Source organism: Providencia heimbachae ATCC 35613, from assembly GCF_001655055.1.
Classification (GTDB): domain Bacteria; phylum Pseudomonadota; class Gammaproteobacteria; order Enterobacterales; family Enterobacteriaceae; genus Providencia; species Providencia heimbachae.
In genome coordinates this window covers 19,940-45,216 of the sequence record NZ_LXEW01000021.1, presented here as the reverse complement: position 1 = coordinate 45,216, position 25,277 = coordinate 19,940, and the positions used below count along the sequence as shown (strand labels likewise).

The following is a 25,277-nucleotide window of genomic DNA, read 5'->3' as shown; positions in this document are numbered from 1 at the left end:
CACATTTTAAGCGTTATAATGCTATAAGCTAAATTTAATGTGATATTTGACGATTTTCGGTTTATCTTTCTGTAAGATTCAAGCTTATAAAAGATAAAATTAGGCGTGATGTAATGAGCTATCAGACAAATGCAAGCACAGACAGATAACTTAATTGAAGTACGGGACATGTCGTTCACCCGTGGTAATAGGCAAATATTTGAAAATATTAACCTATCTGTACCTCGTGGTAAAATTACAGCGATCATGGGGCCATCAGGAATTGGTAAAACCACGTTACTACGCCTGATTGGTGGGCAACTTCGTCCAAATCAGGGAGAAATCTGGTTTGATGGTGATAATATTCCAGCATTATCGCGCTCTAAATTGTACCAATCCCGCAAGAAAATGAGCATGTTATTTCAGTCTGGCGCGCTGTTTACCGATATGGATGTTTACAACAATGTGGCGTTTCCATTGCGTGAACATACCAATTTGCCCGAATCTTTAATTCATACTACGGTGATGATGAAATTAGAGGCGGTGGGGCTGCGCGGTGCAGCAAAACTAATGCCATCTGAGTTATCAGGGGGAATGGCTCGTCGTGCCGCTTTAGCACGTGCGATAGCACTTGACCCAGATTTAATTATGTTTGATGAGCCCTTTGTCGGGCAAGACCCAATTACAATGGGTGTGTTAGTTAAATTGATTGATGAATTAAACCAAGCTTTAGGTGTGACTTGTGTGGTGGTTTCCCACGATGTACCCGAGGTTTTGAGCATTGCTGATAAAGCGTATATTGTCGCCCAACAGCATGTTATCGCCAAAGGGACAGGGGATGAATTACGCGATAACCAAGATCCTCGTGTGAGGCAATTTTTGGATGGTATCGCGGATGGTCCAGTTCCATTCCGTTTTCCCGCCGATGATTATCTGGCTGATTTATTAGGGTAAAATAAGATGATTATAAAGGCGATTGCTGCCTTCGGACGTCGATGGATTGATACTTTTTCAGCGTTTGGTCGCGCTGGATATATGCTATTTCGCGCACTGTTTGGCAAGCCTGAAGTTAAAAAACAGTGGCCGTTATTAATGAAGCAACTGTATGCGGTTGGTGTGCAGTCATTGCTGATTGTCGCGGTCTCCGGATTATTTATTGGGATGGTTTTGGGGCTACAAGGTTACTTGGTTTTAACGACTTTTAGTGCTGAAGCGAGTCTCGGTATGATGGTGGCGTTATCGTTGCTGCGTGAATTAGGGCCGGTTGTCACTGCTTTATTATTTGCAGGTCGTGCGGGTTCTGCGTTGACGGCAGAAATCGGTTTAATGAAAGCCACTGAACAAATTTCCAGCCTTGAAATGATGGCGGTCGATCCACTAAGACGCGTCATAGCACCAAGGTTTTGGGCGGGGTTTATCAGCATGCCGCTGTTATCACTTATTTTTGTGGCGGTCGGTATTTTAGGCGGTGCATTAGTCGGTGTGGACTGGAAAGGTATTGATGAAGGCTTCTTTTGGGCTTCGATGCAATCCTCAATTGATTGGCGTTTAGATATCGTCAACTGTGTTATCAAGAGCTTAGTTTTTGCATTCACAGTGACTTGGATAGCACTCTTTAATGGTTATGATGCGGTGCCTACCTCGGAAGGAATTAGTCAAGCAACAACGAGAACGGTTGTTCATGCATCATTATCGGTTTTGGGATTAGATTTCGTACTTACTGCTCTGATGTTTGGGAACTAAGTCATGCAAAGTAAAAAAAGTGAAATATGGGTAGGTTGTTTTATGTTGCTGGCGATCGCCGCAATTATTTTTCTATGCTTAAAAGTGGCTGATTTAAAATCGATCGGTAGCCAGTCAACCTATCAGGTTTCTGCGTCGTTCGAAAATATCGGTGGCTTAAAAGAAGGTTCACCCGTAAAAGTGGGTGGCGTTGTTGTTGGTCGAGTTTCCAGTATCATCTTGAACAAAGACAGCTATGTACCGGATGTTAAAATTGATTTGCTCAGTGAATATGACAATATTCCTGATTCTAGTTCACTTTCTATTCGCACATCAGGTTTGTTGGGCGAGCAATATATCGCAATGAATATTGGTCCTGACGGTGAAGAGTTCGATACTCAAATATTAAAAGATGGTGGGCGTTTGGAAGATACCAAGCCTGCAATGGTATTAGAAGATTTAATCGGGCAGTTTTTGTATAAAAGTGGTGATAGCCAAGCCGCTGAGCCAGTATCACATTAATTTTATGTTCCCTATGAATTTTGAAGGAATGAATTATGTTTAAACGTTTAGTTATGATTGCGATGTTAGCGATTGCGCCTTTTGCGATGGCGATAGATCAAACGAATCCCTACAAGCTGATGGATGAAGCAGCGGATAAAACATTTACGCGATTAAAAGCAGAACAATCAAAAATTAGACAAGACCCTGAATATTTAAGAACGATTGTTCGTCAAGAACTTTTGCCTTACGTTCAGGTAAAATACGCAGGTGCCTTGGTTTTAGGTACTTACTATAAAGCAGCGACACCGGCTCAACGTGATGCTTACTTTAAAGCATTTGAAGCTTACCTTGAGCAAGCTTATGGTCAAGCACTTGCCATGTATCATGGTCAAACCTATCAAATTGCTCCAGAGCAGCCTTTAGACAAGAAAAACATTGTTGCCATTCGTGTCACCATCAATGATAGCAATGGGCGTCCACCTGTTCGTTTAGACTTCCAGTGGCGTAAAAACAGTAAAACAGGTTACTGGCAAGCTTATGACATGATTGCGGAAGGTGTCAGTATGATCACCACTAAGCAGAATGAATGGGGTGATATTCTTCGTAAGCAAGGTATTGATGGTCTAACTAAGCAGTTAGAGGCTAACGCCAAAACCCCGATTACTTTAGAAGAGAATAATTAGTATGAGTAACACGTTAGCATGGGAGCAAACCGAAACGACCTTATTTCTATCTGGGACATTGGATAGAGACTCGTTAATGTCATTTTGGAATGAGAGACATCCATTGTTTAACAGTGCTAATCGTATTGAAAAAATTGATCTTTCTGGCCTTGTTCATGTGGATTCAACGGGGCTTGCCATGTTAGTGCGTCTTAAGGGTGAGATTAAAGCCAAAAATGACGCACTGGATATCATTGGCGTTAGTGATAACTTAAATACCTTGATTGAGCTGTATGGGGTGAAAGCAATACTGCTTAATTAAGTCAGTTTATGTAAAAAATAGCGCCTCTGCCTGTATTTCTGCTTCAGAGGCGTTTTCTTTGGTTTAAGTGTTATGCTTAATCCTTTAGGATAGATACACATCCCTGTCATATTCCGAGTTGAATGGTTATCGATATCGCTTACATGCAACTTGAATTATTTAGGGTAGTATTATCAATTACAAATAATCATAAAATTGAGTCATTATGGAAATCAATGAAATTAAACAAGTACTGATGGAAAAACTGTCACTGGATGAAGCTATTGTCACGGGTGATGGTAGCCACTTTCAAGTTATTGCCGTTGGTAATCTATTTGACGGCATGAGCCGTGTTAAGCAACAGCAAGCCGTTTATGCACCTTTGATGGAATACATTGCGGATAACCGCATCCATGCACTTTCAATCAAAGCGTACACGCCTGCCCAGTGGGAACGCGATCGCAAGCTAAGTGGTTTTTGATTTCAAAAATCAAGCGAACAGTATGTAAAATTCGACACACGAGAATACTTGAATGGATAAGTTTTTAGTTAAAGGACCAACCCGATTAGAGGGTGAGGTCACTATATCTGGCGCAAAAAACGCGGCATTACCAATCCTGTTCGCTGCTTTATTAGCTGAAGAGCCAGTAGAAATACAGAATGTTCCTCACCTTAAGGACATCGACACAACCATTAAGTTGCTTAATCAATTAGGGACTAAAGTTGAACGTAATGGTTCGGTTTTCGTCGATGCTAGCACGGTAACAACTTACTGTGCGCCTTATGACCTAGTTAAAACAATGCGTGCATCTATATGGGCACTTGCACCGCTGGTGGCACGTTTTGGTCATGGCGAAGTTTCTTTACCTGGCGGTTGTGCTATTGGTGCGCGTCCAGTCGATTTACATATTTCAGGTTTAGAGCAGCTTGGCGCAAATATCGTATTAGAAGATGGTTATGTTAAAGCAACAGTCGATGGGCGCCTTAAGGGTGCTTGCATTGTTATGGATAAAGTCAGTGTGGGTGCGACTGTCTCTATCATGACGGCGGCGACTTTAGCGGAAGGCACAACAACCATCGAAAATGCAGCGCGAGAACCCGAAATTGAAGATACCGCTAATTTCTTAAATACTCTAGGTGCAAAAATCACTGGCGCAGGCACTGACCGCATCGTGATTGAAGGTGTTAAGCGTTTAGGTGGCGGAACATACCGAGTGTTGCCTGATCGTATCGAAACAGGCACTTTCTTGATTGCCGCAGCGGTATCAAGAGGCAAAGTGATTTGCCGTAATGCTTGCCCTGATACACTTGATGCCGTTTTAGCTAAATTGCGTGAAGCAGGGGCTAAAATTGAAATTGGTGAAGATTGGATAAGCTTAGATATGGAAGGCAAGCGCCCTAAAGCGGTCACCTTGCGTACAGCGCCGCATCCCGGCTTCCCAACTGATATGCAGGCCCAATTTAGCTTACTGAATTTGGTTGCTGATGGCGCGGGTATGATCACCGAGACTATTTTTGAAAATCGTTTCATGCACATTCCAGAACTGATTCGTATGGGGGCTCATGCTGAAATTGAAAGCAATACCGTGCTATGTCACGGTGTTGAAAAGCTGACCAGCGCACAGGTGATGGCAACCGATTTACGCGCTTCTGCGAGTCTTGTTATTGCAGGCTGTATTGCGGAAGGTACTACAACGGTTGACCGTATTTATCATATCGATCGTGGCTATGAACATATCGAAGATAAATTACGTGGTTTAGGTGCAGATATACAACGTGTGCACTCAGACGAGTAATTAGCGAGTTTAGTGTTAAGTTTATTACGAGATAAAAATAAAAAGGTTGTTCAACATATTGTTTGAACAACCTTTTTTATTTGAATTCATTTTAAGTTTCAAGTGAACTTTTTAGCATTTAGCTAGCTTGACCGTCAGGATTTTCTTCAATGACGACATCAATATTTTTGATTTCACCATCACGTAAAACTTGAACTGAGATTTTGCTGCCGGGACGTATTTCGGCGACTAAGTCCATCGTTTCAGCCGCGGATATTGCTGGCTTGCCATCAACGGAAAGAATGATATCCCCTTGGACAATTCCTGACTTATCTGCTGGACCGTCTGGGGCAACTTGGAATATTCGCAAGCCTTGAATTTGATTGATATTGTTATTATTAGAGCGTATTTGTGGTAACTCGCGTGCAGTAATACCAATATAACCGCGGATAACTCGGCCATCACGGATAAGTTTACCCATAATTTTAGCGGCAAGTTCTGTCGGAATAGCAAAGCTGAGTCCTTCAGAGGTAACACCTTGACCTGCGGTAAAAGATAGCGTGTTAATACCGATGAGTTCGCCTTCGGTATTAATCAAAGCGCCCCCTGAGTTACCTGAATTAATCGAGGCATCCGTTTGTAGAAAGTTTTGCCGGCGAGTGGAGCTTAGGCCTACGCGACCTGTTGCACTGATAATTCCTTGTGTCACCGTTTGTCCAATATTATAAGGATTACCAATCGCAAGGACGACATCACCGACATGCGTAATGCGCTGAGTGTTGATTGGGATCACGGGGAGATTATCGGCTTCAATTTTTAGGACAGCAAGATCGGTTAAGGAATCAGACCCGACAAGTAGTGCATCAAAAATAGCACCATCTTGTAAGGCGACAAGAATTTGGTCTGGGTTATCAACCACATGCTTATTTGTGATGATATAACCATTTGCAGTCATGATCACACCAGAGCCTAAAGACTTTAGCTCTCGGCCTGACTGAGAAAAGCTGCCTTTAGAGCTACTGTAGACATAAACAACAGCAGGGGCTGCTCGACGAACGGCTTTATTATAGCTGACGGGTTCGCTGTTGGTTTTACCATAGAGTAAGTCCGCAAGACCTTGTGGGCGTAGTGAGGGAACCGTAACAATAATAATTAAGGCGGTTAATAACCCAAGCATGACTGACAAAATAAGCTTTTTTACCATATTAGCTTTTCACCACAGGATATACCGAATATTCAGCTATTTAATTAAGATATCTTGAGCATAACATAAAAAAACAGGTACAGCAGAATGATACTGTACCTGTTTTATTGGTATTAGGACTCAATTTTGATAATTAGTTTCGCATCAACAAGTACAACGTTTCGCCATCGCGTAGGACTTTCATTGCAAGTACAGGCGGTTTTGCATCAATTATTTTGCGGAATTGGTCAATAGTTTCAACACGTGAATCATTCACCCCAAAGATTAAGTCACCTTTGACTAAACCAATAGCAGCCGCAGGTGATTTTGGTGCGACACTATCAATTTGCACACCTTTAGTGTTACTCACTGTTGCGTTAGAAATTGTTGCGCCTAGCAGTGATTCACTTAACTTTTCAGCTTTTGTGGTTTCGCCTTCGTTATTTTCTAAAACCACTTTAACATCCATTGGCTTACCTGAGCGGATCAAGCCAAGCGTGATTTCTTTGCCAATTTGGCTAGTACCAATTTTGGCTCTTAGTTCAGCAAAACTATTAATGCGTTTACCATCAACAGAGACTAATACGTCACCGGACTTAATGCCTGCTTTTGCCGCAGAAGATTTTGGCATAACTTCGCTAACAAAAGCACCACGTTGAGCATCAATATTGAAGGCTTGCGCAATATCAGAGGTCATTTCTGCCCCTTTGATACCTAAAATTCCACGCTTGACTTCACCGTGCTTAATTAACTGCTCACTCAGGTTTTTCGCCATATTGCTTGGAATAGCAAAGCCGATACCGATATTACCGCCGCCAGGTGCTAAGATCGCAGTATTAATACCAATCAGTTCACCATTGAGATTCACAAGTGCGCCACCCGAGTTACCGCGGTTGATAGATGCATCTGTTTGGATAAAGTTTTCAAGACCTTCAAGGTTTAAACCGCTACGGCCCAAGGCTGAAATGATCCCTGAAGTGGCAGTTTGACCTAACCCGAATGGGTTACCTACAGCCACGGCAAAATCACCAACACGCAGTTTGTCTGAATCAGCCATGCTGACTGCGGTTAAGTTTTTAATATCTTTAGCATTGGATATTTTTAGTAATGCGATATCCGTTTGCGCATCTTTACCGATCAATTCAACATTAATTTCACGCCCGTCATTGAGCTGAATTTTAATCTTATCAGCACCTTCAATAACGTGGTTATTCGTTAATATATAACCTTGTTTATCATCAATAATTACCCCTGATCCTAACCCTTCAAATGGGCGTACACTTTGTTGCTGTGACGGCACATTCGGGCCAAAGAAGAATTTAAGTTCTTCAGGGATTTGTTGGTTCTGCACACGAGTACCAGAAACATGAATATTCACGACGGCAGGCAACACTTTTTCAAGCATTGGTGCCAAGCTTGGCATATTTTGGTTTTGCTCTGTCGCGGGTAAAGTTGCAGGTAACGCAGCACTGCTGATCGCTGGGATAGCTGAAAGTGTTAACCCTAAGCTCATTGCAACAGCGGTAAGAAAGAAATTTTTTCTTTTCATCATTCCGTAGATTCTCTCAAAAATAACATATCAATGCAGAGTGTGAAGCATCCAGTAAACACACTGTGCCCGAAATATTTGTTGGTGTTAAATTTAATTTTACTGAAGACTATGACCATGGATTATGCGTAAAAGTTCCAGAAACGGATAGCGACTATCCATTCTTTTACATCTATTTACATGCAACTTAAATGAAACTTTAACTTCTATACAGTATTGAAATAAAACAAAATGTTTATAACGAGAGGATATTTCGAATAGTATCGTTTATTGGTGTTTTTTTAGAATAACACAGGGAGTATCGCCCTAAGTTAAGCGATTATGATAGGAAATTGCCAGTAAATGGGCTTTACTGGCAATTTTGAATAAAAGGTTACTTCTCTTTTTCGTCTACTGGACGAAACAGACCTGATGCACCTTCAGAGTAATCTCTAGGTGGCATTTTCACAGGCGCCTGATCGTTATCAGCTTCGGATTCCGTTAAGCGATAATTGAATGGATTATCTTGTGCGGGCAAATCAGGCATTAATTCGGATGAACTTTGTGCCATGTGCTTATATAGCTGACGGTAATCACGGGCCATATTATCCAGTAATTCAGCGCTGCGAGCAAAATGGCCGACCAGCTCTTTACGGTACTCTTCGAGTTCAGTACTTTTTTTATCTAACTCAGCTTGCGCTGTTTTTTGTTGACGAAGTTTTGGATTTCCGTAACGGACAACCAATGCGCCGATGATAAAACCAATAACTAATCCTATTAGTGCATACTCCCAAGTCATGCTGACTCCTTCGTTTACTTCAATGTTCATCGAGATTAAAGCTTAGTTATCCTAACTATACCTTAAATAATTCAGGTTGCGTGTCGTCTTTGCGTTATGTGCTGAAAATGGCAACTTAAACGATGACAGGTACTACCTGTAATAACTAAAGAGTGGAATATAAAGGTAAATTTCCTTACTCTATGACGACTCGTTAACCGAAAGTTAAATGATAACTGAATCTGGCTATAATAAAGGCAGTGTATATCATATAACAGTAAAAAAACCGAAAAATTTTTAAGGATTATTCAGTTAATGTCACCGATAACCCCTACCATACGTTACCAACAGGCACTGGCCGATGGTAGCTATCAACCTGATGAAGTACAAAAGAGTGCTGTCGAACGCTTAGATAAGATATATCAACAGCTTTTGAGCATTCCACCGTCCTCTACTAATGAAAAAACGTCAGGGCTAAAGCAACGTTTTGGTCGTTTATTGGGTAAAACGCAGATTAAACACAATGAGCCAGTACAAGGGCTTTATATGTGGGGTGGTGTTGGGCGAGGAAAAACATGGTTAATGGATATGTTTTACGAAAGCTTGCCGGGTGATCGGAAGCTTCGTTTGCACTTTCATCGATTTATGAAGAAAGTCCAAGAAGACTTAATGTCATTGCAAGGGCAAGAAAACCCACTAGAAATTATTGCTGATGAATTTAAAAAGCAGACCGACGTTTTATGTTTTGATGAATTTTTTGTGTCTGATATCACCGATGCAATGATTTTGGGAACCTTATTAGAAGGGCTATTTGCTCGAGGGATCACGCTGGTTGCTACGTCAAATATTATTCCTGACGATTTATATCGTAACGGCCTTCAGCGAGCGCGTTTTTTACCGGCAATTGAACAAATTAAACAATACTGTGAAGTAATGAATGTCGATGCTGGCATCGATTATCGCTTGCGCACATTGACACAAGCTCATCTTTTCTTATCGCCAATCAATGATGAAACTCGCCAGCACCTAAACGAGGTGTTCGTTAAATTAGCGGGTAAGAAGGGCGAGCAAAATCCGGTATTAGATGTTAATCACCGGAAGATGCAGGCAATTAGTTCCACAGAAGGCGTTCTCGCTATCAGCTTTAAAGTGCTGTGTGAAGAGGCGCGTAGCCAGAATGATTATATCTATCTGTCAAATTGTTATCACACCGTACTTTTATATGATACGCCGGTGATGGGAAGACAAGAAGAAAACTCAGCCCGAAGGTTTATTGCATTAGTCGATGAATTTTATGAGCGTAAAGTGAAGTTGATTATTAATGCTGAAGTTCCGATGGAATCCTTATATCAAGGCCAGCTATTAGTGTTTGAGTATCAACGTTGCTTGTCTCGTTTACAGGAAATGCAGAGTGAAGAGTATTTAAAGCTCCCTCATTTGACTTAATTTAGTTACTTTTTGTCACCAATAAGTGGGGAAGCGGGATTTAATGGCATTATTCGTATAATTAAAGTACAAATTGTACTGCTTATTCATTAAAACGTAAAAAAAATACATTTGGGGTCGATTTTTATCTCGGAGTTCTCTATAATCTTGCGACCCCACGTTACAGCATTATTTTTTATTTCCCAAAAAATAATGCATTACTGCCAGTTAGGCTGCTCGAAGGGGTAGGTTTACTGGACAAAAAGTCGTGTGAACCTCGCAAAGCTTATGAACACGAGTGTTCACCAACGTGTAACTTCAATATTGGGTAAGTTTTAATGAAAACTTTTACAGCTAAACCAGAAACCGTAAAACGCGACTGGTACGTTGTTGATGCAGATGGCAAAACTTTAGGCCGTCTTGCAACACAAATTGCTAGCCGCTTACGCGGAAAGCATAAAGCAGAATACACTCCGCACGTAGATACGGGTGATTACATCATCGTTCTGAATGCAGAGAAAATTGCTGTTACCGGCAATAAACGCGAAGACAAAATCTACTATCGCCACACTGGCTATGTAGGTGGACTTAAGCAAGCGACTTTTGAAGAAATGATCGCTCGTAGTCCTGAGCGTGTGCTTGAAATCGCGGTTAAAGGCATGTTGCCAAAAGGGCCTCTGGGTCGTGCAATGTACCGTAAACTGAAAGTTTACGCAGGTAATGAGCACAACCACGCGGCACAACAACCGCAAGTTCTTGACATTTAATCGGGATTATAAGCAATGGCTGAAAATCAATACTACGGCACTGGTCGCCGCAAAAGCTCATCTGCTCGTGTCTTTATTAAGCCGGGTAGCGGTAACATCACAATCAATCAGCGTTCACTGGAACAGTACTTTGGTCGCGAAACTGCGCGCATGGTCGTTCGTCAGCCGCTAGAGTTGGTTGAAATGTTGGAAAAATTTGATCTGTACATCACTGTTAAAGGTGGTGGTATTTCAGGTCAAGCAGGCGCAATCCGTCACGGTATTACTCGTGCACTGATGGCTTACGACGAAACTCTTCGTTCTGATCTGCGTAAAGCTGGTTTTGTTACCCGTGATGCGCGTTCTGTTGAGCGTAAGAAAGTGGGTCTGCGTAAAGCTCGTCGTCGTCCACAGTTCTCCAAGCGTTAATTTATTGCCCTCTGGGCATGAAATTGATGAAAAAACCCGTCTTTATGGCGGGTTTTTTATTACCTTAATTAACGTGAGATAAATTATTTTAAATGGGATAAATATTGTTTTTTGTTATTTAAAATAATTTATTGATAATTTAACTGATCTTAATGCAGCAAAGAGTGGAGTTAACTCTAAGGTTAATATTGTTTTATTTTTGTTTTTTGTAGTTTAATTTACTGTTTTGGTTCTTCGTTTTCTTGTTTTCTGAAATTAAGTTAGGCTTTTTCCTACTTAGTCCCCCTAAGTTGTGCGAAATCTGTTAGAATATGTGCCTGTTTTTTTATTTCATAATTTCTCACTTTATTTTGTGAGAGGGTTGTGCTGGCTTTCGATATGGATTTTTGAAAGTTGAGTACAGGGGATTTAAAAATGGGTAATGGGTAATTAAAAAATTAATTACTGTTTCGTCCATTTTTGTAATTTGGAGGTTTTAATGGCTGTCGCTCCTAATAAACGTTCGGTAATGACATTATTCTCAAGCCCAACTGACATTTTTTGCCATCAAGTCCGTATCGTATTGGCTGAAAAGGGTGTTAGTGTTGAGGTTGAAAATGTCGAACCTGGTCATCTGCCTCAAGATCTTATTGATTTAAACCCGTATCAGAGTGTTCCGACTCTTGTTGATCGTGATCTGACTCTGTATAACCCATTGATTATTATGGAATATCTTGATGAGCGTTTCCCTCATCCTCCATTAATGCCAGTTTACCCAGTAGCGCGTGGGACTAGCCGTCAATTAATGAATCGTATCGAGAACGATTGGTATTCTTTGATGCACAAAATTGAAAAAGGCAATTCACTCGAAAGCTCAAATGCCCGTAAGCAATTAACGGAAGAATTACTGGCTATCTCTATTATCTTTAAAGAAAAAGATTTCTTTATGAGCGATGAGTTTAGCTTGGTAGATTGTTATTTTGCACCACTATTATGGCGTTTGCCAATATTAGGCATCGAATTAAAAGATTTGAGCAGCAGACCTCTACAGATGTATATGCAAAGAGTGTTTGAGCGTGATGCTTTCTTAGCTTCATTGACTGAGTTAGAGCGTGAAATGCGCCCAACGATCAGAGGCTAAGCACAGTGATTGAAATGGCACCAATGACACCTCGTCGCCCTTATCTGTTACGCGCACATTACGAGTGGCTGCTCGATAACGATATGACTCCGCATTTGGTGGTTGATGTCACCGTTCCTGATATTAATGTTCCAATGGAATTTGCTCGTGACGGGCAAATTGTATTGAATGTTGCTCCTCGAGCGGTTGGTAACCTTGAAATTACCAATGAAGATGTGCGTTTTAATGCACGTTTCGGTGGTGTGCCACGTCAGGTTTATGTACCAATGGCTGCTATAATGGCAGTTTATGCCCGTGAAAATGGTGCAGGTATGATGTTTGAACCTGAAGCAGCGTATGATGCGGCATTATCAGCTGAGTTTGAGACTTCGGAAGAAGATCTTGCTGATAAAATCACTTTAGTTCACGAAGCTGAAATACAAAGTGAAGCACAAGATGATGAGTCTGCTTCTCCAGATGACGAACCGCCAAGACCGCCAAAAGGTCGACCTGCGTTAAGAGTGGTTAAATAGCGCTGATTGACCAATAGCAGTATTGTGTATTTTGATGAAAACAGAGGGAACTTCTCTCTGTTTTTTTGAATCACTAGAAAACAATACCAAATACCCTGATTAAGTTTATCTTCATTAAACACCTAAATATAACATAATTCCTTCAGCCGCATTTCGGCCATCAGCAATCGCGGTTACGACTAGATCCGATCCCCTGACAGCATCACCACCTGCAAATATTTTAGGATTAGATGTCTGATAAGGTAAATCTGTATCTCGATTTGCTTGAATTCGTCCTTTATCATCAAGTTTTACCTGATAATTTTCTAACCATGGCATTGCATGCGGGTGAAAACCAAATGCGATGATAACCACATCAGCCGCAATAAAGTGTTTTACATTTTTATGGGTATGGTTGAATGTGACGCCATGAACATGGTTCAATTGATCGGCTTCAATCTGAGTAGCTTGTAAATTAAAATAAAACTGAACTCCTTCTTCTTGTGCATTGGCAACTTCCCGAGGAGAACCGGGCATACTATTTTTATCGCGACGATATGCGCAAGTAACCTGTTGGGCTCCTTGTCGAATCGCACTCCGAACACAATCCATCGCAGTATCACCACCTCCTAGCACGAGAACCCGTTTATCTTGTAAATTGAGATAAGGTTGAAGAGGTGTTTGGTGATATCCCATGCGTTGTCGTGTATTGGCAATTAAATAAGGTAATGCCTCATAAACGCCTTGTATACTCTCGTTAGGTAATTGACCACTAATTGACTGATAGGTCCCTGTTCCTATAAAAATAGCGTCATATCCATTAATAAGGCTATCTAGGTGTATATCACGGCCTATCTCGATGTTTAATTGAAAGTTAATCCCCATTGAACTGAATATCTCTCGACGCCGAGTCATTACGTTTTTTTCTAATTTAAATTCGGGGATACCGAAAGTGAGCAGACCCCCAATTTCAGGGTGACGATCAAAAACGGTGGCGTGGATGCCATTTCTGGCAAGTACGTCAGCACAAGCAAGTCCGGCGGGTCCCGCACCGATGATTGCAACGCGTTTAGTCGTGTACTTAACATGAGAAAGATCAGGACGCCAGCCAAGTTCTAATGCGGCATCATTAATATAGCGTTCGACATAGCCAATAGTGACCGCACCAAAATCATCATGTAATACACAGGCTGCTTCGCATAACTTATCTTGTGGGCAAACCCGACCACATACCTCGGGTAAACTATTTGTCTGATGGGATAACTCTGCGGCTTCAATAATACGCCCTTCCGCGGCTAATTTTAGCCAAATAGGGATCGGGTTATGGACAGGACATTTCCATTCACAATAAGGACTACCACATGAAAGGCAGCGTTTCGCTTGTGATTGCACTTCAATCGCATTGAGTGGTTCATAAATTTCGACAAATTCTATTTTTCGAATATTTAAGGCTTTTTTAGGTGGTTCAACGCGTAGTGGATTAAATGTGTTGTTATGCATGCTTGTCCTCGCTGTACTTATTCTGATTTTAATCTGTACAGTCTGTTATTTAACACTAATCATAATAAATGGCTATTGAATGAGCGGGATCGACATTTTACATGAATAAGCATCCGAAATTGGCCTGTTTGATATATGATTCAAAGAGAATTTTACTAAGGGGTGGTTATGAAAGTACTTCGCGGTCTTGCACAATACTATGTTGACCTAATGATGAAGCTAGGATTGGTGCGATTTTCTTTATTACTCGCATCTGCATTAGTTGTGCTTGCCATGATAATGCAAATGGCAGTGACCATCGTGTTACGAGGGCAAGTTGATAGCTTAGACATGGTTGGCTCCATTTTTTTCGGGTTAATTATCACCCCTTTAGCCGTTTATTTTTTATCTATTGTCGTTGAACAACTTGAAGAGTCCCGTCAGCGCTTATCTCGAATGGTTGATAAGCTTGAAGTCATGAGAAAACGTGATGCTGATCTCAATACTCAACTGCAAGGCAATATTGAACAGCTCAACTTAGAGATTGTCGAGCGAGAAAAAGCAGAACGAGCGCATTTAGAATTATTAGAACAACTTAAACAAGAAATGCAGTATCGAGAACAAACTAAGATTGAACTTGAACAGCAATCGGTATTGCTACGTTCATTCCTTGATGCATCCCCTGATTTAGTCTATTACCGCAATGAAAATAATGAATTTTCAGGCTGTAACCGAGCCATGGAATTGTTGACCGGTAAAAGCGAAAAACACCTCGTTGGTTTAACCCCTTTAGATATTTATGATGCAGAAATTGCGTCTAAAGTGATGGAAACTGATGAAAAAGTATTCCGACATAATGTGTCATTAACCTATGAGCAGTGGCTTGTATATCCCGATGGGCGTAAAGCGTGTTTTGAACTCCGTAAGGTTCCTTTTTATGACCGTGTTGGAAAACGTCATGGTCTCATGGGCTTCGGACGCGATATAACCGAGCGTAAGCGCTATCAGGAAGCTTTAGAGAGTGCGAGCAGGGAAAAGACAACCTTTATCTCAACGATCAGTCACGAGCTGCGTACGCCGCTTAATGGGATTGTGGGACTGAGTCGAATTTTATTAGATACCGAATTAACCGCAGAGCAATTAAGCTATCTCAAAACAATCCATGTAAGCGCGATCACGTTGGGCAATATTTTTAATGATGTGATTGAAATGGATAAAATTGAGCGACGTAAAGTCCAGCTCGATAATCAACCGATTACATTATCCGAATTTGTCGATGATCTTGAAAATCTAAGTGGCTTATTAGTTCAACCTAAAGGGCTCAAATTTGTCATGGATGTGGCACCCGCCCTACCGAAAAAAGTGCTCACCGACGGTACGCGTCTGCGCCAGATCCTCTGGAATTTAATTGGTAATGCGGTCAAATTTACCCAACAAGGGGAAGTGAGACTGAGTATCTGGCAAGAAGCTGAAAATAAATTATTTTTTAGAGTTGAAGATAGTGGCATCGGTATTCCGCAAGATGAGCTAGATAAAATTTTTGCCATGTACTACCAAGTAACAGATTCTGCGGGTGGAAAACCGGCGACTGGAACGGGGATTGGACTTTCTGTATCGCGTCGACTAGCACAAAATATGGGCGGAGATATTCAAGTTGAAAGCCAAATTGGGAAAGGTTCAACCTTTACGCTTTCAATTGCTGCGCCTGTTGTAGAGGAAGAAATTGTCGAACAACAAGAGAGTGAAGATGACTACCCGTTGCCGGCTTTACATATCCTATTGGTGGAAGATATCGAGCTGAATGTGGTTGTGGCGTGTTCTGTGCTTGAGAACTTAGGAAACACTGTTGATGTGGCGATGAACGGTAAGGATGCTTTAGCGATGTTCTCACCGGGAGAATACGACCTAGTCTTGCTCGATATCCAATTGCCTGACATGACGGGGTTAGATATTTCTCGCCAGCTTAAGCAACAGTATGATAAAGCCGATTTACCGCCGCTGATTGCGTTAACTGCCAACGTGTTAAAAGATAAAAAAGAGTACTTTGACGCAGGGATGGATGGCGTATTAAGCAAGCCGCTATCTGTTCCTGCCCTAACTCAAATTATTGAACAGTTTTGGGGGGAGAGTATGTATCAAGGTGAAGGGCATGAAAAAGATGAAACTTCTGTTGATGTTGATGAATCGATATTAGATATCGATATGCTGGAGCAATACCTTGAGCTCGTTGGGCCGAAATTGATATACGACGGGTTAGATGTATTTGAAAAAATGCTTCCCGGCTATTTAGCGATACTCGATTCAAACATGGTCGCGAAAGACCAGAAAGGAATTGTCGAAGAAGGTCATAAAATAAAAGGTGCCGCGGGCTCTATTGGCTTAAAGAACTTACAGAAAATTGCTCAGCAAATCCAATCACCTGATTTACCAGCATGGTGGGATAATGTTCAAGAATGGGTTGATGAATTAAAGCAGGATTGGAAAAAAGATATAGAAACTTTAAGAAACTGGGTTGATGGCCGTACAAAAAAATAACCCCAACCGAAGTTGGGGTGCGCGAATACTGCGCCAACACCAGGGAAATCGTTGATCTGCCTATGGTTTTCATTCTTGGCAAATCATTAAATCATGTTCATCGCTTAACAGAACAACACCAAGATACCAAAATTTAGCGAATCTGTTACAAGAATCATTAAAATCTGTGATGAAGATTGATGTTTGCTAGCTTAAGCGATCGAGAGATAATTTACTACAAATGGAGTCAGATATGAAATCAATTGCGGTTATTTTATGTGGGTGTGGTGTTTTTGATGGAAGTGAAGTGCATGAATCTGTGCTAACAATGCTTGCTTTAAGCAATAATAATGCAAAAGTTCATTTTTTTGCACCTGATGAATTCCAACCAACTGTTATTAATCATATTAATGGTGAGTTAAAAACAGATAAACGCAATCAAATGGAAGAGTCTGCACGTATTTCACGTGGAGAAATAGCACCTTTGTCTTCTGCGGATGCCTCTAAGCTGGATGCACTCATAATTCCGGGTGGTTTTGGCGCAGCAAAAAATTTATGTGATTTTGCAGTTAAAGGAAGCGATTGTGAAATTAATAAAGAACTATTAAGTTTAGTAAGGCAAATGCATCAGCAGAAAAAACCGCTAGGGCTGATGTGCATTGCACCAGTGATGCTTCCGAAAATGTTAAATACTTCAGTTGAATTAACGATTGGTAATGACAGTGAAACGATTGCTGAAATAGTCAAAATGGGTGGGAAGCATATTGAGTGTACCGTCGATAACATTGTTGTTGATGAAAGTAACAAGGTTGTTACAACGCCTGCTTATATGCTGGCTCAATCAATTGGCGAGGCAAATATAGGTATTAATAAACTCGTTGAGAAAGTATTGGAAATGGCGTGATTAATTGAATGATAACTCTTGTTTCCCGATTGTGGTACTGGTTAAAGAAAGTCACAGTTTTATTATTAATCATTTGGTTTGGCTCTGTCATCGTATTCAAATATGTGCCAGTACCATTTTCTGCTGTGATGATGGAGCGGCAAATATCTGCATGGCTAAACTTTAATTTTTCTTATGTATCTCACTCTGATTGGGTAGACGAACGTCACATTTCGCCATACCTTTATTTAGCCGTTATTGCTGCCGAAGATCAAAATTTCCCACATCATTGGGGTTTTGATCTGGATGCAATAGAGCGGGCATATAAACATAATCAGAGTAAAAAAAAGACAGTTAGAGGGGCTTCTACTATCTCTCAACAAACGGTAAAAAACTTATGGTTATGGGATGGTCGAAGCTGGGTAAGGAAAGGTTTTGAGACTGCAATGACACCAGTAATGGAGGTTCTGTGGTCTAAAACAAGAATACTGACTGTTTATCTTAATATAGTAGAGTTTGGTGACGGGGTTTTTGGGGTAGAAGAAGCATCTAAAAAATTCTTTAATAAGCCAGCTAGCAAGCTCTCGATGGAGGAAGCTGCGCTATTAGCCGCTGTTTTACCAAATCCACATAGATATAGCGTAAAATCACCCTCTTCATATGTATTGAAAAGGCAGGCTTGGATACTGAATCAGATGCACCTACTAGGAGGTAAGAATTTTCTGAAAATCAACGATGTCCGACCAGATTAAAACAAAAGCCATGATTTTTAACACACGGCTTTTGTTTTTATACCAATATATTATTGTTTATGATTAATTGAGATAAGTAAACGCGGTCGTCACACGACGAACACCATCAGTTTCGCTAGCAATTTTTGCCGCGGCGTCAGCTTCTTGTCTTGTTAATACACCCAATAAGAATACTTCACCGTTCTCGGTGATCACTTTGACACTACCTGACTTCACGCTATCACTAGCCAAGATCTTAGATTTAACTTTAGTTGTTAACCAAGTATCTTTTGATGCAGTACCTAAATCGACAGGTTCGCCATTACGAACTTCATTGTAAACAGCACTCGTACCTTCAACATTAGACGCTATTTGCTTAGCACGTTCAGCCCAGGCCGCATCAGGACTTTGTCCCGTCAGTAAAACATTGCCTTTATAAGCGGTGGCGATAATACGCGCTTTGCTGGTGATATCTTTGTCTTTGTTAAGTTGTCCGCTAACACGGGCTTCCAACGTTCCATCATCAACTTGCTGACCGACACTACGTGGATCTGAGGCACTTTTAGTTGCTACAGCTGCAGAGCCAACGACTGCCGCACCAATACAACCTTGTAAAAGTACTGTACTGAATAATATGGCAAAAATCGGGATTAATCGCATTTTGTCTCCTTAATCATCCTGATGGGGGAAAAGAGTGTTGTCTATCAGATCTGACAAACAGTTAACAGTAAGAAGATGAACTTCTTGGATCCTCACACTACGTTGTGAAGGTATACGAATTTCAACATCTTGTGGGCCAAGTAACCCAGCGAGCTCACCACCATCGTATCCGGTGAGTGCAACAATCGTCATATCACGCGTTACCGCAGCTTCAACCGCTTTAATAATATCGCTATTATTACCATGGGTTGAAATTGCCAGCAAAACATCACCATGTTGGCCTAATGCTCTGACTTGTTTCGCATAAATTTCTGATGGTTGCTTACTACCAAAAATTGCAGTCAGTACGGCATTATCCGTATTGAGTGCCAGTGCTGGCAGGCTAGGGCGTTCCGTTTCAAATCGATGTATCATACTCGTTGCAAAGCGTTGTGCTGTTGCCGCTGATGCGCCGTTACCACAGCACAAAATTTTGTTACCGTTGAGCAATGATTGCACCATCATCATTGCAGCTCGAGAAATCGCATCAGGCAGCGCTTCAGCTGCTGCTATCTGAGTTTGAATACTTTCTGTAAAACAAACTTTTATTCTATCCAGCACTTACTTATTTCCTGTGAAGTTAACTATGTATAGTCACTATCGTTAAATGCGTTTTGTATCCATTCAAATTGGTTACCCGTGATGGCACAGATATCAAAACGACATGCGCTAGTTTCGAAGCTTTCGTGTCTTTGTGCTAGCCAATATTTTGCTGCGGCTAACAGTTTTTTGCGTTTATGCCAGTTTACTGATAAAAGTGCGTCGCCGTAATCACAATTCTTGCGAAAACGCACTTCAACAAATATCCAACCCGTTTTATCTCGCATGATAAGGTCAATTTCACCACGGCGATTTCTGGCATTGCGTTCGACAAAGGTTAACCCCTGTTGCTTTAGGAAAGCGAGCACTTGATTTTCATAGTACCGGCCAGTTAACCATTTTAATGATTTTTTTATTGCTTGCATGACGTCCTTGTCTGAAAAATAGGCAATCATCCTGATTGCTTGCGTTATTAATACATTTATTGCGCGAGCTGAACTTGTCCTTGTTTAAACTGCAACCAAGGTAATTCACGGTAAACAACGCAGTTATCGGTAATACTCAAAGAGCCTGAAGCGCCTTGAATACGGAATTGTTGATTTTGCTGTAGCTTGTCGTAATTATTGGCTAAAGACCATGCATCAATTCCCATTGCATATAAACGGAAAAGTGAATAATCATTATTGATTTTTTGTTGGGCTTGTTTGCGTAAGTTATTGTTCGCACCAGCAAGTAATGGGATCTCACTGAATTTAACGCCATCCATCTCGAAGCGATAATCAGCGCCTGAGCTAGCTTGGTTGCTTCGTGAGCTAGCATAAAGAGCAGGGCGTGAGCGTGTGCTAATCGCCATTTCAATCATGGGTTTTACAAGCGTAAGCTCGTCGCGAGTCGCAACGATATACACAGCATCAATCGATCCGCTGGAACCTTCTAGCTGTGGCATTGCTTGCCCACTGACATTAACCGGGGTTCCCGTCATACGAATGCCCGCACCACGGTTAATTGACTCTTTTAATGAGGAGACGGAGCCAAAAGATTGGGTCAATACTGTTGATCCCCCTTTGGCTTGCCACTCTTCGGCAAATGCTTTTGCAATTCTTTCGCCAAATGGGTTGGCGGGTACTAACACTAATGGCATTTGTTTGCCGTCAGCTTTAATGTGCGCCGCTGCATTTTTGGCTTCATCTTCTGGTGATAAAGAAAAATAGCAGAGGTTAGGGCGAGGCTGTAATTGGTTTTGATCAAGTTCATTAAGGGCTAATACGCTAATTGGTGCCCCAGTTTGGGCGATAGTTTGCACGTCAGACTTTAATAATGGGCCAACAACAAGGTTAAATCCTTCACGCTTGGCTTGTTCCAACAGCTGTGGCATTTGTTTGCCGGTTGTATCAAACACTTTCACACTTTGTGTATTTGTCGGTACGTTATCGATACGTAATGTGGAGTTAACAACATCGGAGTCAGAACTTGTTTTAGGTTCCCCAACGGTAGCGGCAACTTCTGCATAAATTTGGTCAAGGACGTCATTGTCACTACTTTGTGCTGGTGCTGGAGCCTGTGTTACTTGTGAAGTCGGTGTTTGAGGTAACCCTTTTTGAGCATCCATAAAACCTTGCATGATTGCTTGACCAAAGACTTTTCCTTGACCACTCATTGGCAGGAATAGCGCAATTTTAGGATTTCCGCCGACACGAGGAAGCATTGCTTGCAACAGTGGGTTTGGTGGCATTGTTGCCGCCGGGTTATTTGGATAACGCGTTTTCCAATCGTTGTAACCCGTGCGCAGTGCGTCAGGGTCGTCTTGATTGTTTTGATAGATATCGAGGAGGTCAACCCAGCCGATGAGATTATACTCGTCAGCGCCAATTCCTTGAACCTTATCTGGCGTCATTTGTGTTAACATCTGCCATAGGCCATCGATATTAGTTTGACGCTCAGTTTGGTCTGTCAGTAAAGGCTCTTGGCTTATATAAGCACGCACAACGTCCATTGACGGCTTACCTTGAGCAGCATCAATGATAGATTGATAGCGTTTTGCCTCAGAAGTCGCTTGTTCTGGCGTTTTTGGCGTGGTCGGAGTCAAATAATCCGATACGAGTTGGCAGCCTGACAATGCAAAAGTGAATAGCATTGTTGTGCAGATTAACCCTTTTTTCAAATACAAAAAAATTGAAGGACGCATACAGTATCCATGGTGTGTTTTTCAATTGCTTAATTTTAAACCGGCTATTCGGATGAAACAATGAATCAACCTAATCAAGCAGTGGTTATGGCATCCACGCTGTATATCGTGCCAACCCCTATAGGTAATATGGGCGACATCACGCAACGCGCGTTGGATGTTCTTAAACATGTTGACCTTATTGCTGCAGAAGACACACGGCATTCGGGTATTCTTTTACAGAATTTTGCGATTAATGCACGCATGTTTGCTTTGCATGATCATAATGAACAGCAAAAGGCAGACCAATTAATTAGCAGGCTTCAACAAGGCGATAGTATCGCATTAGTCTCCGATGCAGGTACACCTTTAATTAATGATCCTGGCTATCATTTAGTCAATCGGTGCCGTGCTGCTGGCATTCGTGTCGTCCCTTTACCCGGTGCTTGTGCTGCGATTACTGCGTTATCAGCAGCAGGTTTACCTTCAGACCGTTTTTGTTATGAAGGCTTCTTGCCTGCAAAAACAAAAGGCCGTAAAGATGTTTTACAAGCACTCGAACAAGAACCTCGCACACTAATCTTTTATGAATCAACACATCGTTTGTTAGACAGTTTAGCAGATATGGTGGAAGTGTGGGGGCCTGAGCGTCATGTTGTGTTAGCACGTGAAATAACGAAAACATGGGAGTCGATAGAAGGCCGTCCTGTAGGGGAATTATTAGCTTGGGTGATAGAGGATTCTAATCGCCATCGTGGTGAAATGGTGTTGATTGTTGAAGGCTATAAACAACAAGATGATGATTCTGCCATTTCGCCCGAGGTTATTCGCACGTTGAATTTGTTGCAAAAAGAGCTGCCACCGAAAAAAGCGGCGGCCATTACCGCTGAAATATACGGCTTAAAGAAAAATCAACTCTATAAATTGATGTTAGAACAGCAAAGCAATGAGTAATTTTTGGGCTGTAAATTAATAATAAGACCGCTTGACACAAATTGGATGCGTTTGAGTATGTACAAGCCGAGATAAAGTGCCTATAATTCGCCGCGGAGTTGGCTAGACAACCGCTGCTTTATCGTAGTCCCTTCGGGAGACGGGTAGAGGGGAGGAAAGTCCGGGCTCCATAGGGCAGGGTGCCAGATAACGTCTGGGAGGCGCGAGCCTACGACAAGTGCAACAGAGAGCAAACCGCCGATGGCCTGTTTACAGGATCAGGTAAGGGTGAAAGGGTGCGGTAAGAGCGCACCGCGCGGCTGGTAACAGTTCGTGGCAGGGTAAACTCCACCCGGAGCAAGACCAAATAGGGGTTCATATGGTGCGGCCCGCATTGAACTCGGGTAGGTTGCTGGAGCCAGTGCGCAAGTGCTGGCCTAGAGGAATGGTTGTCCACGACAGAACCCGGCTTACCGGCCAACTCCAATTTTTTCTTCATACTTCAAGTTGTGACTGTGTTGACTTCATTCGTCAACCCTAGTCGCATACTTGTGTATGCTCCTAGGGATTTCCTCGTTTCGTCGCCTTGCCACAACTCGAATTATTTCTAAAAATTTTTTTGTCATATTTCCAACCCAACCCATCAACAGCATAACCCTCTGATGCAAATCAATACGCCGTCTGAATATTTAAATACAATAATGGCATTTGAAATGCATGTTAAAGCGATGGGCTAAATGATGAATAAGCCGCAGATAAGGTACAAGCGCCGCCCGGGCACGGTTGGCGGTAAACTTCCTTGGAATGATAGACGGAATGCTTCAAGCTGGCGAAAAGTAGTACAGATAATTTTATTGGCGATTAATGTCTATATTGGTATTACCTTTTATTACTGGGTTCGTTACTACGAAACCGGTGGGGAAACGTTATATCTTCCTCGCCCTGGGGGAATTGAAGGTTGGTTGCCTATTGCAGGGCTAATGAATTTAAAATACGCATTAGAAACAGGAAGTTTTCCGGCAATCCATGCGGCTTCGATGTTTCTTTTAGTTTCTTTCATTATTATTAGTCTTTTTTTGAAAAAAGCCTTTTGTTCATGGATGTGCCCAATAGGCACTATATCGGAATTTACAGGGAAGATAGGGCAAAAAATCTTTCGTTATCAAAACCAAATCAATTTACCTAAAGGGTTAGATATCCCCTTAAAAGGCATCAAATATTTATTATTAAGTTTCTTCCTCTATATTGCGCTCTCGATGCCAGCACAGATGATCCAATACTTTATGATGTCGCCTTATGGGATCATCATTGATGTTAAAATGCTTGATTTCTTTCGCTATATTAGCGGTATTACACTGGTTAGTGTGGGGATTATTGTCGTTATAAGTTTGTTTGTTCGTAACGCGTGGTGCCGCTATCTTTGCCCTTATGGCGCATTATTGGGGCTATTTTCTTTATTCTCACCAGTTAAAATTCGTCGAAATGTGGAAAGTTGTATTGATTGCGGAAAATGTGCAAAAAATTGCCCATCGCGTATTCCTGTCGATAAATTAATTAAGGTAAGAACACTCGAATGCACCGGGTGTATGACGTGTGTTGAATCTTGTCCAGTCTCGTCAACGTTGAGTTTTTCACTACAAGTTCCAACTAAAAAACGGCAAATAGCATTATCGGGTATCGTTATGTTAATTCTGACCCTTGCTATTTTATTTATCACTATTGGATTTGCTGTGTATGCTGGGGTTTGGGATAGCCCTGTGCCTGATCATTATTGGTTCGATATTATACCGAATGCAAGAATGATAGGTCATTAAGACATAATGAAAATGCCCCACTAGATACGGTGATGAGTGGGGCATTTATTGTTTTGTCATTTGTTACAATGACTGATTTTGTGACTTCTCGCTTATATTTATTTTCTGACTACACTTTTTATGGTTACAACAACATCAATTAACAGCTTGCTTTACCATCTGCAATAACTGACGAACATCATCAGGGCGTGTATTGCCCGAATCTTTATCAATAATCGAACTATAGATGTGTGGAATAATTTTTTTCACGCCAGCATCGAGAGCAATCTGCAAAATTTCAGCAAAATTATCTAAGTCAATTCCACCAGTAGGTTCGAGGGAGAAATCAAATTTAGCGCAGGCTTTGGCGATGGCTTTGTATTCTTCAATATAGGTTAACCCTTGCATATTAAAGAATTTAACTGAATCGGCCCCCATATCTTTAAGCATCATAATGGCGGTTTCAATGGGGACGATACCATCAGGTGATTGTGAGCTTAATGGACCCGTTGATATTTTTACCATGCCGATAGTGCCGCTGGGTGAAATTAATGCATTCACAAACGTTTCATTTTGGCCTAATAATGCACGGCTGATTGGTGCGCCAGTAAAAACTTGGTTGACGTGTTGAGGTTGCACTTCCTTTGAAATCAAAGACACCATCATAGATTGATTCGGGTCGCCAGCACCTAGTCCCACCGATAATGCATTATCGGTTTCTTGTGCATAGATTTTCATATCTGCAATAGCGCTTTCAAGGTCTGGGTAATTTTTCGATAAAACACCGACCACGACAAAGCTTTCAGCCGCTGCGTAGATATCTTTGGCGTTTTGGTGGCTGCCTGCCAATACATTCAAACAAACGCGGTCACGGTAAAAATTCGGTGACAATTTCATG

At 41.6% G+C, this 25,277-nt stretch carries 26 protein-coding genes and 1 other RNA gene; 18 read left to right on the top strand and 9 right to left on the bottom strand.

The features are described from left to right. Positions 1-129: 129 nt before the first annotated feature. The 7 genes from mlaF (at position 130) to murA (ending at position 4,964) form a co-directional block, all read left to right on the top strand. The gene (gene mlaF, locus M998_RS07035) at positions 130-933 is read left to right on the top strand and encodes a phospholipid ABC transporter ATP-binding protein MlaF (RefSeq protein ID WP_068440843.1); all 804 of its coding nucleotides are present in this window, start codon (positions 130-132) and stop codon (positions 931-933) included. A gap of 6 nt (positions 934-939) precedes the next feature. Continuing rightward, entirely contained in the window at positions 940-1,722 is a 783-nt protein-coding gene (gene mlaE, locus M998_RS07030; RefSeq protein WP_068440846.1) for a lipid asymmetry maintenance ABC transporter permease subunit MlaE, read from the top strand. Positions 1,723-1,725: 3 nt separating this feature from the next. After that, positions 1,726-2,223, top strand: coding sequence for an outer membrane lipid asymmetry maintenance protein MlaD (mlaD, locus tag M998_RS07025; protein ID WP_068908179.1), 498 nt, complete (start codon positions 1,726-1,728; stop codon positions 2,221-2,223). 35 nt (positions 2,224-2,258) lie between these two features. Beyond that, positions 2,259-2,888, top strand: a complete 630-nt coding sequence (mlaC, locus tag M998_RS07020; protein ID WP_068440853.1) for a phospholipid-binding protein MlaC — start codon at positions 2,259-2,261, stop codon at positions 2,886-2,888. A 1-nt stretch (position 2,889) separates the two neighbouring features. Continuing rightward, positions 2,890-3,189: a lipid asymmetry maintenance protein MlaB gene (gene mlaB, locus M998_RS07015; RefSeq protein WP_068908178.1), complete on the top strand. Its 300-nt coding sequence runs from the start codon at positions 2,890-2,892 to the stop codon at positions 3,187-3,189. A gap of 205 nt (positions 3,190-3,394) precedes the next feature. Continuing rightward, positions 3,395-3,649 (top strand): BolA family iron metabolism protein IbaG, encoded by a 255-nt coding sequence (ibaG, locus tag M998_RS07010; protein WP_068440859.1) that lies wholly within the window; start codon positions 3,395-3,397, stop codon positions 3,647-3,649. 52 nt (positions 3,650-3,701) lie between these two features. Beyond that, positions 3,702-4,964, top strand: a complete 1,263-nt coding sequence (murA, locus tag M998_RS07005) for a UDP-N-acetylglucosamine 1-carboxyvinyltransferase (RefSeq protein ID WP_068440862.1) — start codon at positions 3,702-3,704, stop codon at positions 4,962-4,964. A 118-nt stretch (positions 4,965-5,082) separates the two neighbouring features. Here the strand turns inward: murA and degS are convergent, their stop codons facing one another. The 3 genes from degS to zapG form a co-directional block, all read right to left on the bottom strand. After that, entirely contained in the window at positions 5,083-6,147 is a 1,065-nt protein-coding gene (degS, locus tag M998_RS07000; RefSeq protein ID WP_068440865.1) for an outer membrane-stress sensor serine endopeptidase DegS, read from the bottom strand. A gap of 133 nt (positions 6,148-6,280) precedes the next feature. Next, complete coding sequence (locus M998_RS06995; protein WP_068908211.1) at positions 6,281-7,675, bottom strand: Do family serine endopeptidase; 1,395 nt, start codon at positions 7,673-7,675, stop codon at positions 6,281-6,283. Positions 7,676-8,048: 373 nt separating this feature from the next. After that, entirely contained in the window at positions 8,049-8,453 is a 405-nt protein-coding gene (gene zapG, locus M998_RS06990; RefSeq protein ID WP_068440868.1) for a Z-ring associated protein ZapG, read from the bottom strand. A gap of 294 nt (positions 8,454-8,747) precedes the next feature. Between zapG and zapE the strand changes: the two genes are divergently transcribed. The 5 genes from zapE to sspB all read left to right on the top strand — a co-directional run bounded on the left by zapE (position 8,748) and on the right by sspB (position 12,664). After that, positions 8,748-9,878, top strand: coding sequence for a cell division protein ZapE (zapE, locus tag M998_RS06985; protein ID WP_068440871.1), 1,131 nt, complete (start codon positions 8,748-8,750; stop codon positions 9,876-9,878). Between the two features lie 317 nt (positions 9,879-10,195). Further along, entirely contained in the window at positions 10,196-10,624 is a 429-nt protein-coding gene (gene rplM, locus M998_RS06980; protein WP_068440874.1) for a 50S ribosomal protein L13, read from the top strand. A 15-nt stretch (positions 10,625-10,639) separates the two neighbouring features. After that, positions 10,640-11,032, top strand: a complete 393-nt coding sequence (gene rpsI, locus M998_RS06975; RefSeq protein ID WP_068440876.1) for a 30S ribosomal protein S9 — start codon at positions 10,640-10,642, stop codon at positions 11,030-11,032. Between the two features lie 478 nt (positions 11,033-11,510). Continuing rightward, positions 11,511-12,152 (top strand): stringent starvation protein SspA, encoded by a 642-nt coding sequence (gene sspA, locus M998_RS06970; RefSeq protein ID WP_068440879.1) that lies wholly within the window; start codon positions 11,511-11,513, stop codon positions 12,150-12,152. Positions 12,153-12,166: 14 nt separating this feature from the next. Further along, positions 12,167-12,664 carry a ClpXP protease specificity-enhancing factor gene (sspB, locus tag M998_RS06965; RefSeq protein WP_208326945.1) on the top strand — a complete coding sequence of 166 codons (498 nt, stop codon included), beginning with the start codon at positions 12,167-12,169 and terminating at the stop codon, positions 12,662-12,664. A 114-nt stretch (positions 12,665-12,778) separates the two neighbouring features. On the opposite strand, the gene M998_RS06960 is transcribed toward sspB, so the two are convergent. After that, entirely contained in the window at positions 12,779-14,143 is a 1,365-nt protein-coding gene (locus M998_RS06960) for a glutamate synthase small subunit GltD family protein (protein ID WP_068908177.1), read from the bottom strand. Between the two features lie 168 nt (positions 14,144-14,311). Here M998_RS06960 and arcB point away from each other — a divergent pair, with 168 nt between their 5' ends. The 3 genes from arcB (at position 14,312) to mtgA (ending at position 18,271) form a co-directional block, all read left to right on the top strand. Further along, the gene (gene arcB, locus M998_RS06955) at positions 14,312-16,657 is read left to right on the top strand and encodes an aerobic respiration two-component sensor histidine kinase ArcB (protein ID WP_068440885.1); all 2,346 of its coding nucleotides are present in this window, start codon (positions 14,312-14,314) and stop codon (positions 16,655-16,657) included. 232 nt (positions 16,658-16,889) lie between these two features. Beyond that, positions 16,890-17,540 (top strand): isoprenoid biosynthesis glyoxalase ElbB, encoded by a 651-nt coding sequence (elbB, locus tag M998_RS06950; protein ID WP_068908176.1) that lies wholly within the window; start codon positions 16,890-16,892, stop codon positions 17,538-17,540. Between the two features lie 8 nt (positions 17,541-17,548). Next, on the top strand, positions 17,549-18,271 hold the full coding sequence (gene mtgA, locus M998_RS06945) for a monofunctional biosynthetic peptidoglycan transglycosylase (protein WP_068440890.1): 723 nt from the start codon (positions 17,549-17,551) through the stop codon (positions 18,269-18,271). Between the two features lie 63 nt (positions 18,272-18,334). Here the strand turns inward: mtgA and dolP are convergent, their stop codons facing one another. The 4 genes from dolP to M998_RS06925 are packed head-to-tail and all read right to left on the bottom strand — an operon-like array spanning position 18,335 to position 21,674. After that, on the bottom strand, positions 18,335-18,910 hold the full coding sequence (dolP, locus tag M998_RS06940) for a division/outer membrane stress-associated lipid-binding lipoprotein (RefSeq protein ID WP_068440893.1): 576 nt from the start codon (positions 18,908-18,910) through the stop codon (positions 18,335-18,337). 9 nt (positions 18,911-18,919) lie between these two features. Continuing rightward, positions 18,920-19,510: a DnaA initiator-associating protein DiaA gene (gene diaA / locus M998_RS06935; protein ID WP_068440896.1), complete on the bottom strand. Its 591-nt coding sequence runs from the start codon at positions 19,508-19,510 to the stop codon at positions 18,920-18,922. 23 nt (positions 19,511-19,533) lie between these two features. Continuing rightward, positions 19,534-19,914, bottom strand: coding sequence for a YraN family protein (locus M998_RS06930; protein ID WP_068441697.1), 381 nt, complete (start codon positions 19,912-19,914; stop codon positions 19,534-19,536). A gap of 56 nt (positions 19,915-19,970) precedes the next feature. Then, positions 19,971-21,674 (bottom strand): penicillin-binding protein activator, encoded by a 1,704-nt coding sequence (locus tag M998_RS06925; RefSeq protein ID WP_068440900.1) that lies wholly within the window; start codon positions 21,672-21,674, stop codon positions 19,971-19,973. A gap of 60 nt (positions 21,675-21,734) precedes the next feature. Here M998_RS06925 and rsmI point away from each other — a divergent pair, with 60 nt between their 5' ends. From rsmI to M998_RS06910, 3 genes are all read left to right on the top strand, one after another. Next, positions 21,735-22,607, top strand: a complete 873-nt coding sequence (gene rsmI, locus M998_RS06920; protein WP_068908174.1) for a 16S rRNA (cytidine(1402)-2'-O)-methyltransferase — start codon at positions 21,735-21,737, stop codon at positions 22,605-22,607. A 94-nt stretch (positions 22,608-22,701) separates the two neighbouring features. Beyond that, positions 22,702-23,075: RNase P RNA component class A (gene rnpB, locus M998_RS06915), an RNA gene on the top strand. Between the two features lie 248 nt (positions 23,076-23,323). Beyond that, positions 23,324-24,400 (top strand): 4Fe-4S binding protein, encoded by a 1,077-nt coding sequence (locus M998_RS06910; RefSeq protein WP_068908173.1) that lies wholly within the window; start codon positions 23,324-23,326, stop codon positions 24,398-24,400. 135 nt (positions 24,401-24,535) lie between these two features. On the opposite strand, the gene dagF is transcribed toward M998_RS06910, so the two are convergent. After that, complete coding sequence (gene dagF / locus M998_RS06905) at positions 24,536-25,276, bottom strand: 2-dehydro-3-deoxy-phosphogluconate aldolase (RefSeq protein WP_068908172.1); 741 nt, start codon at positions 25,274-25,276, stop codon at positions 24,536-24,538. Between the last annotated feature and the right edge of the window lies 1 nt (position 25,277).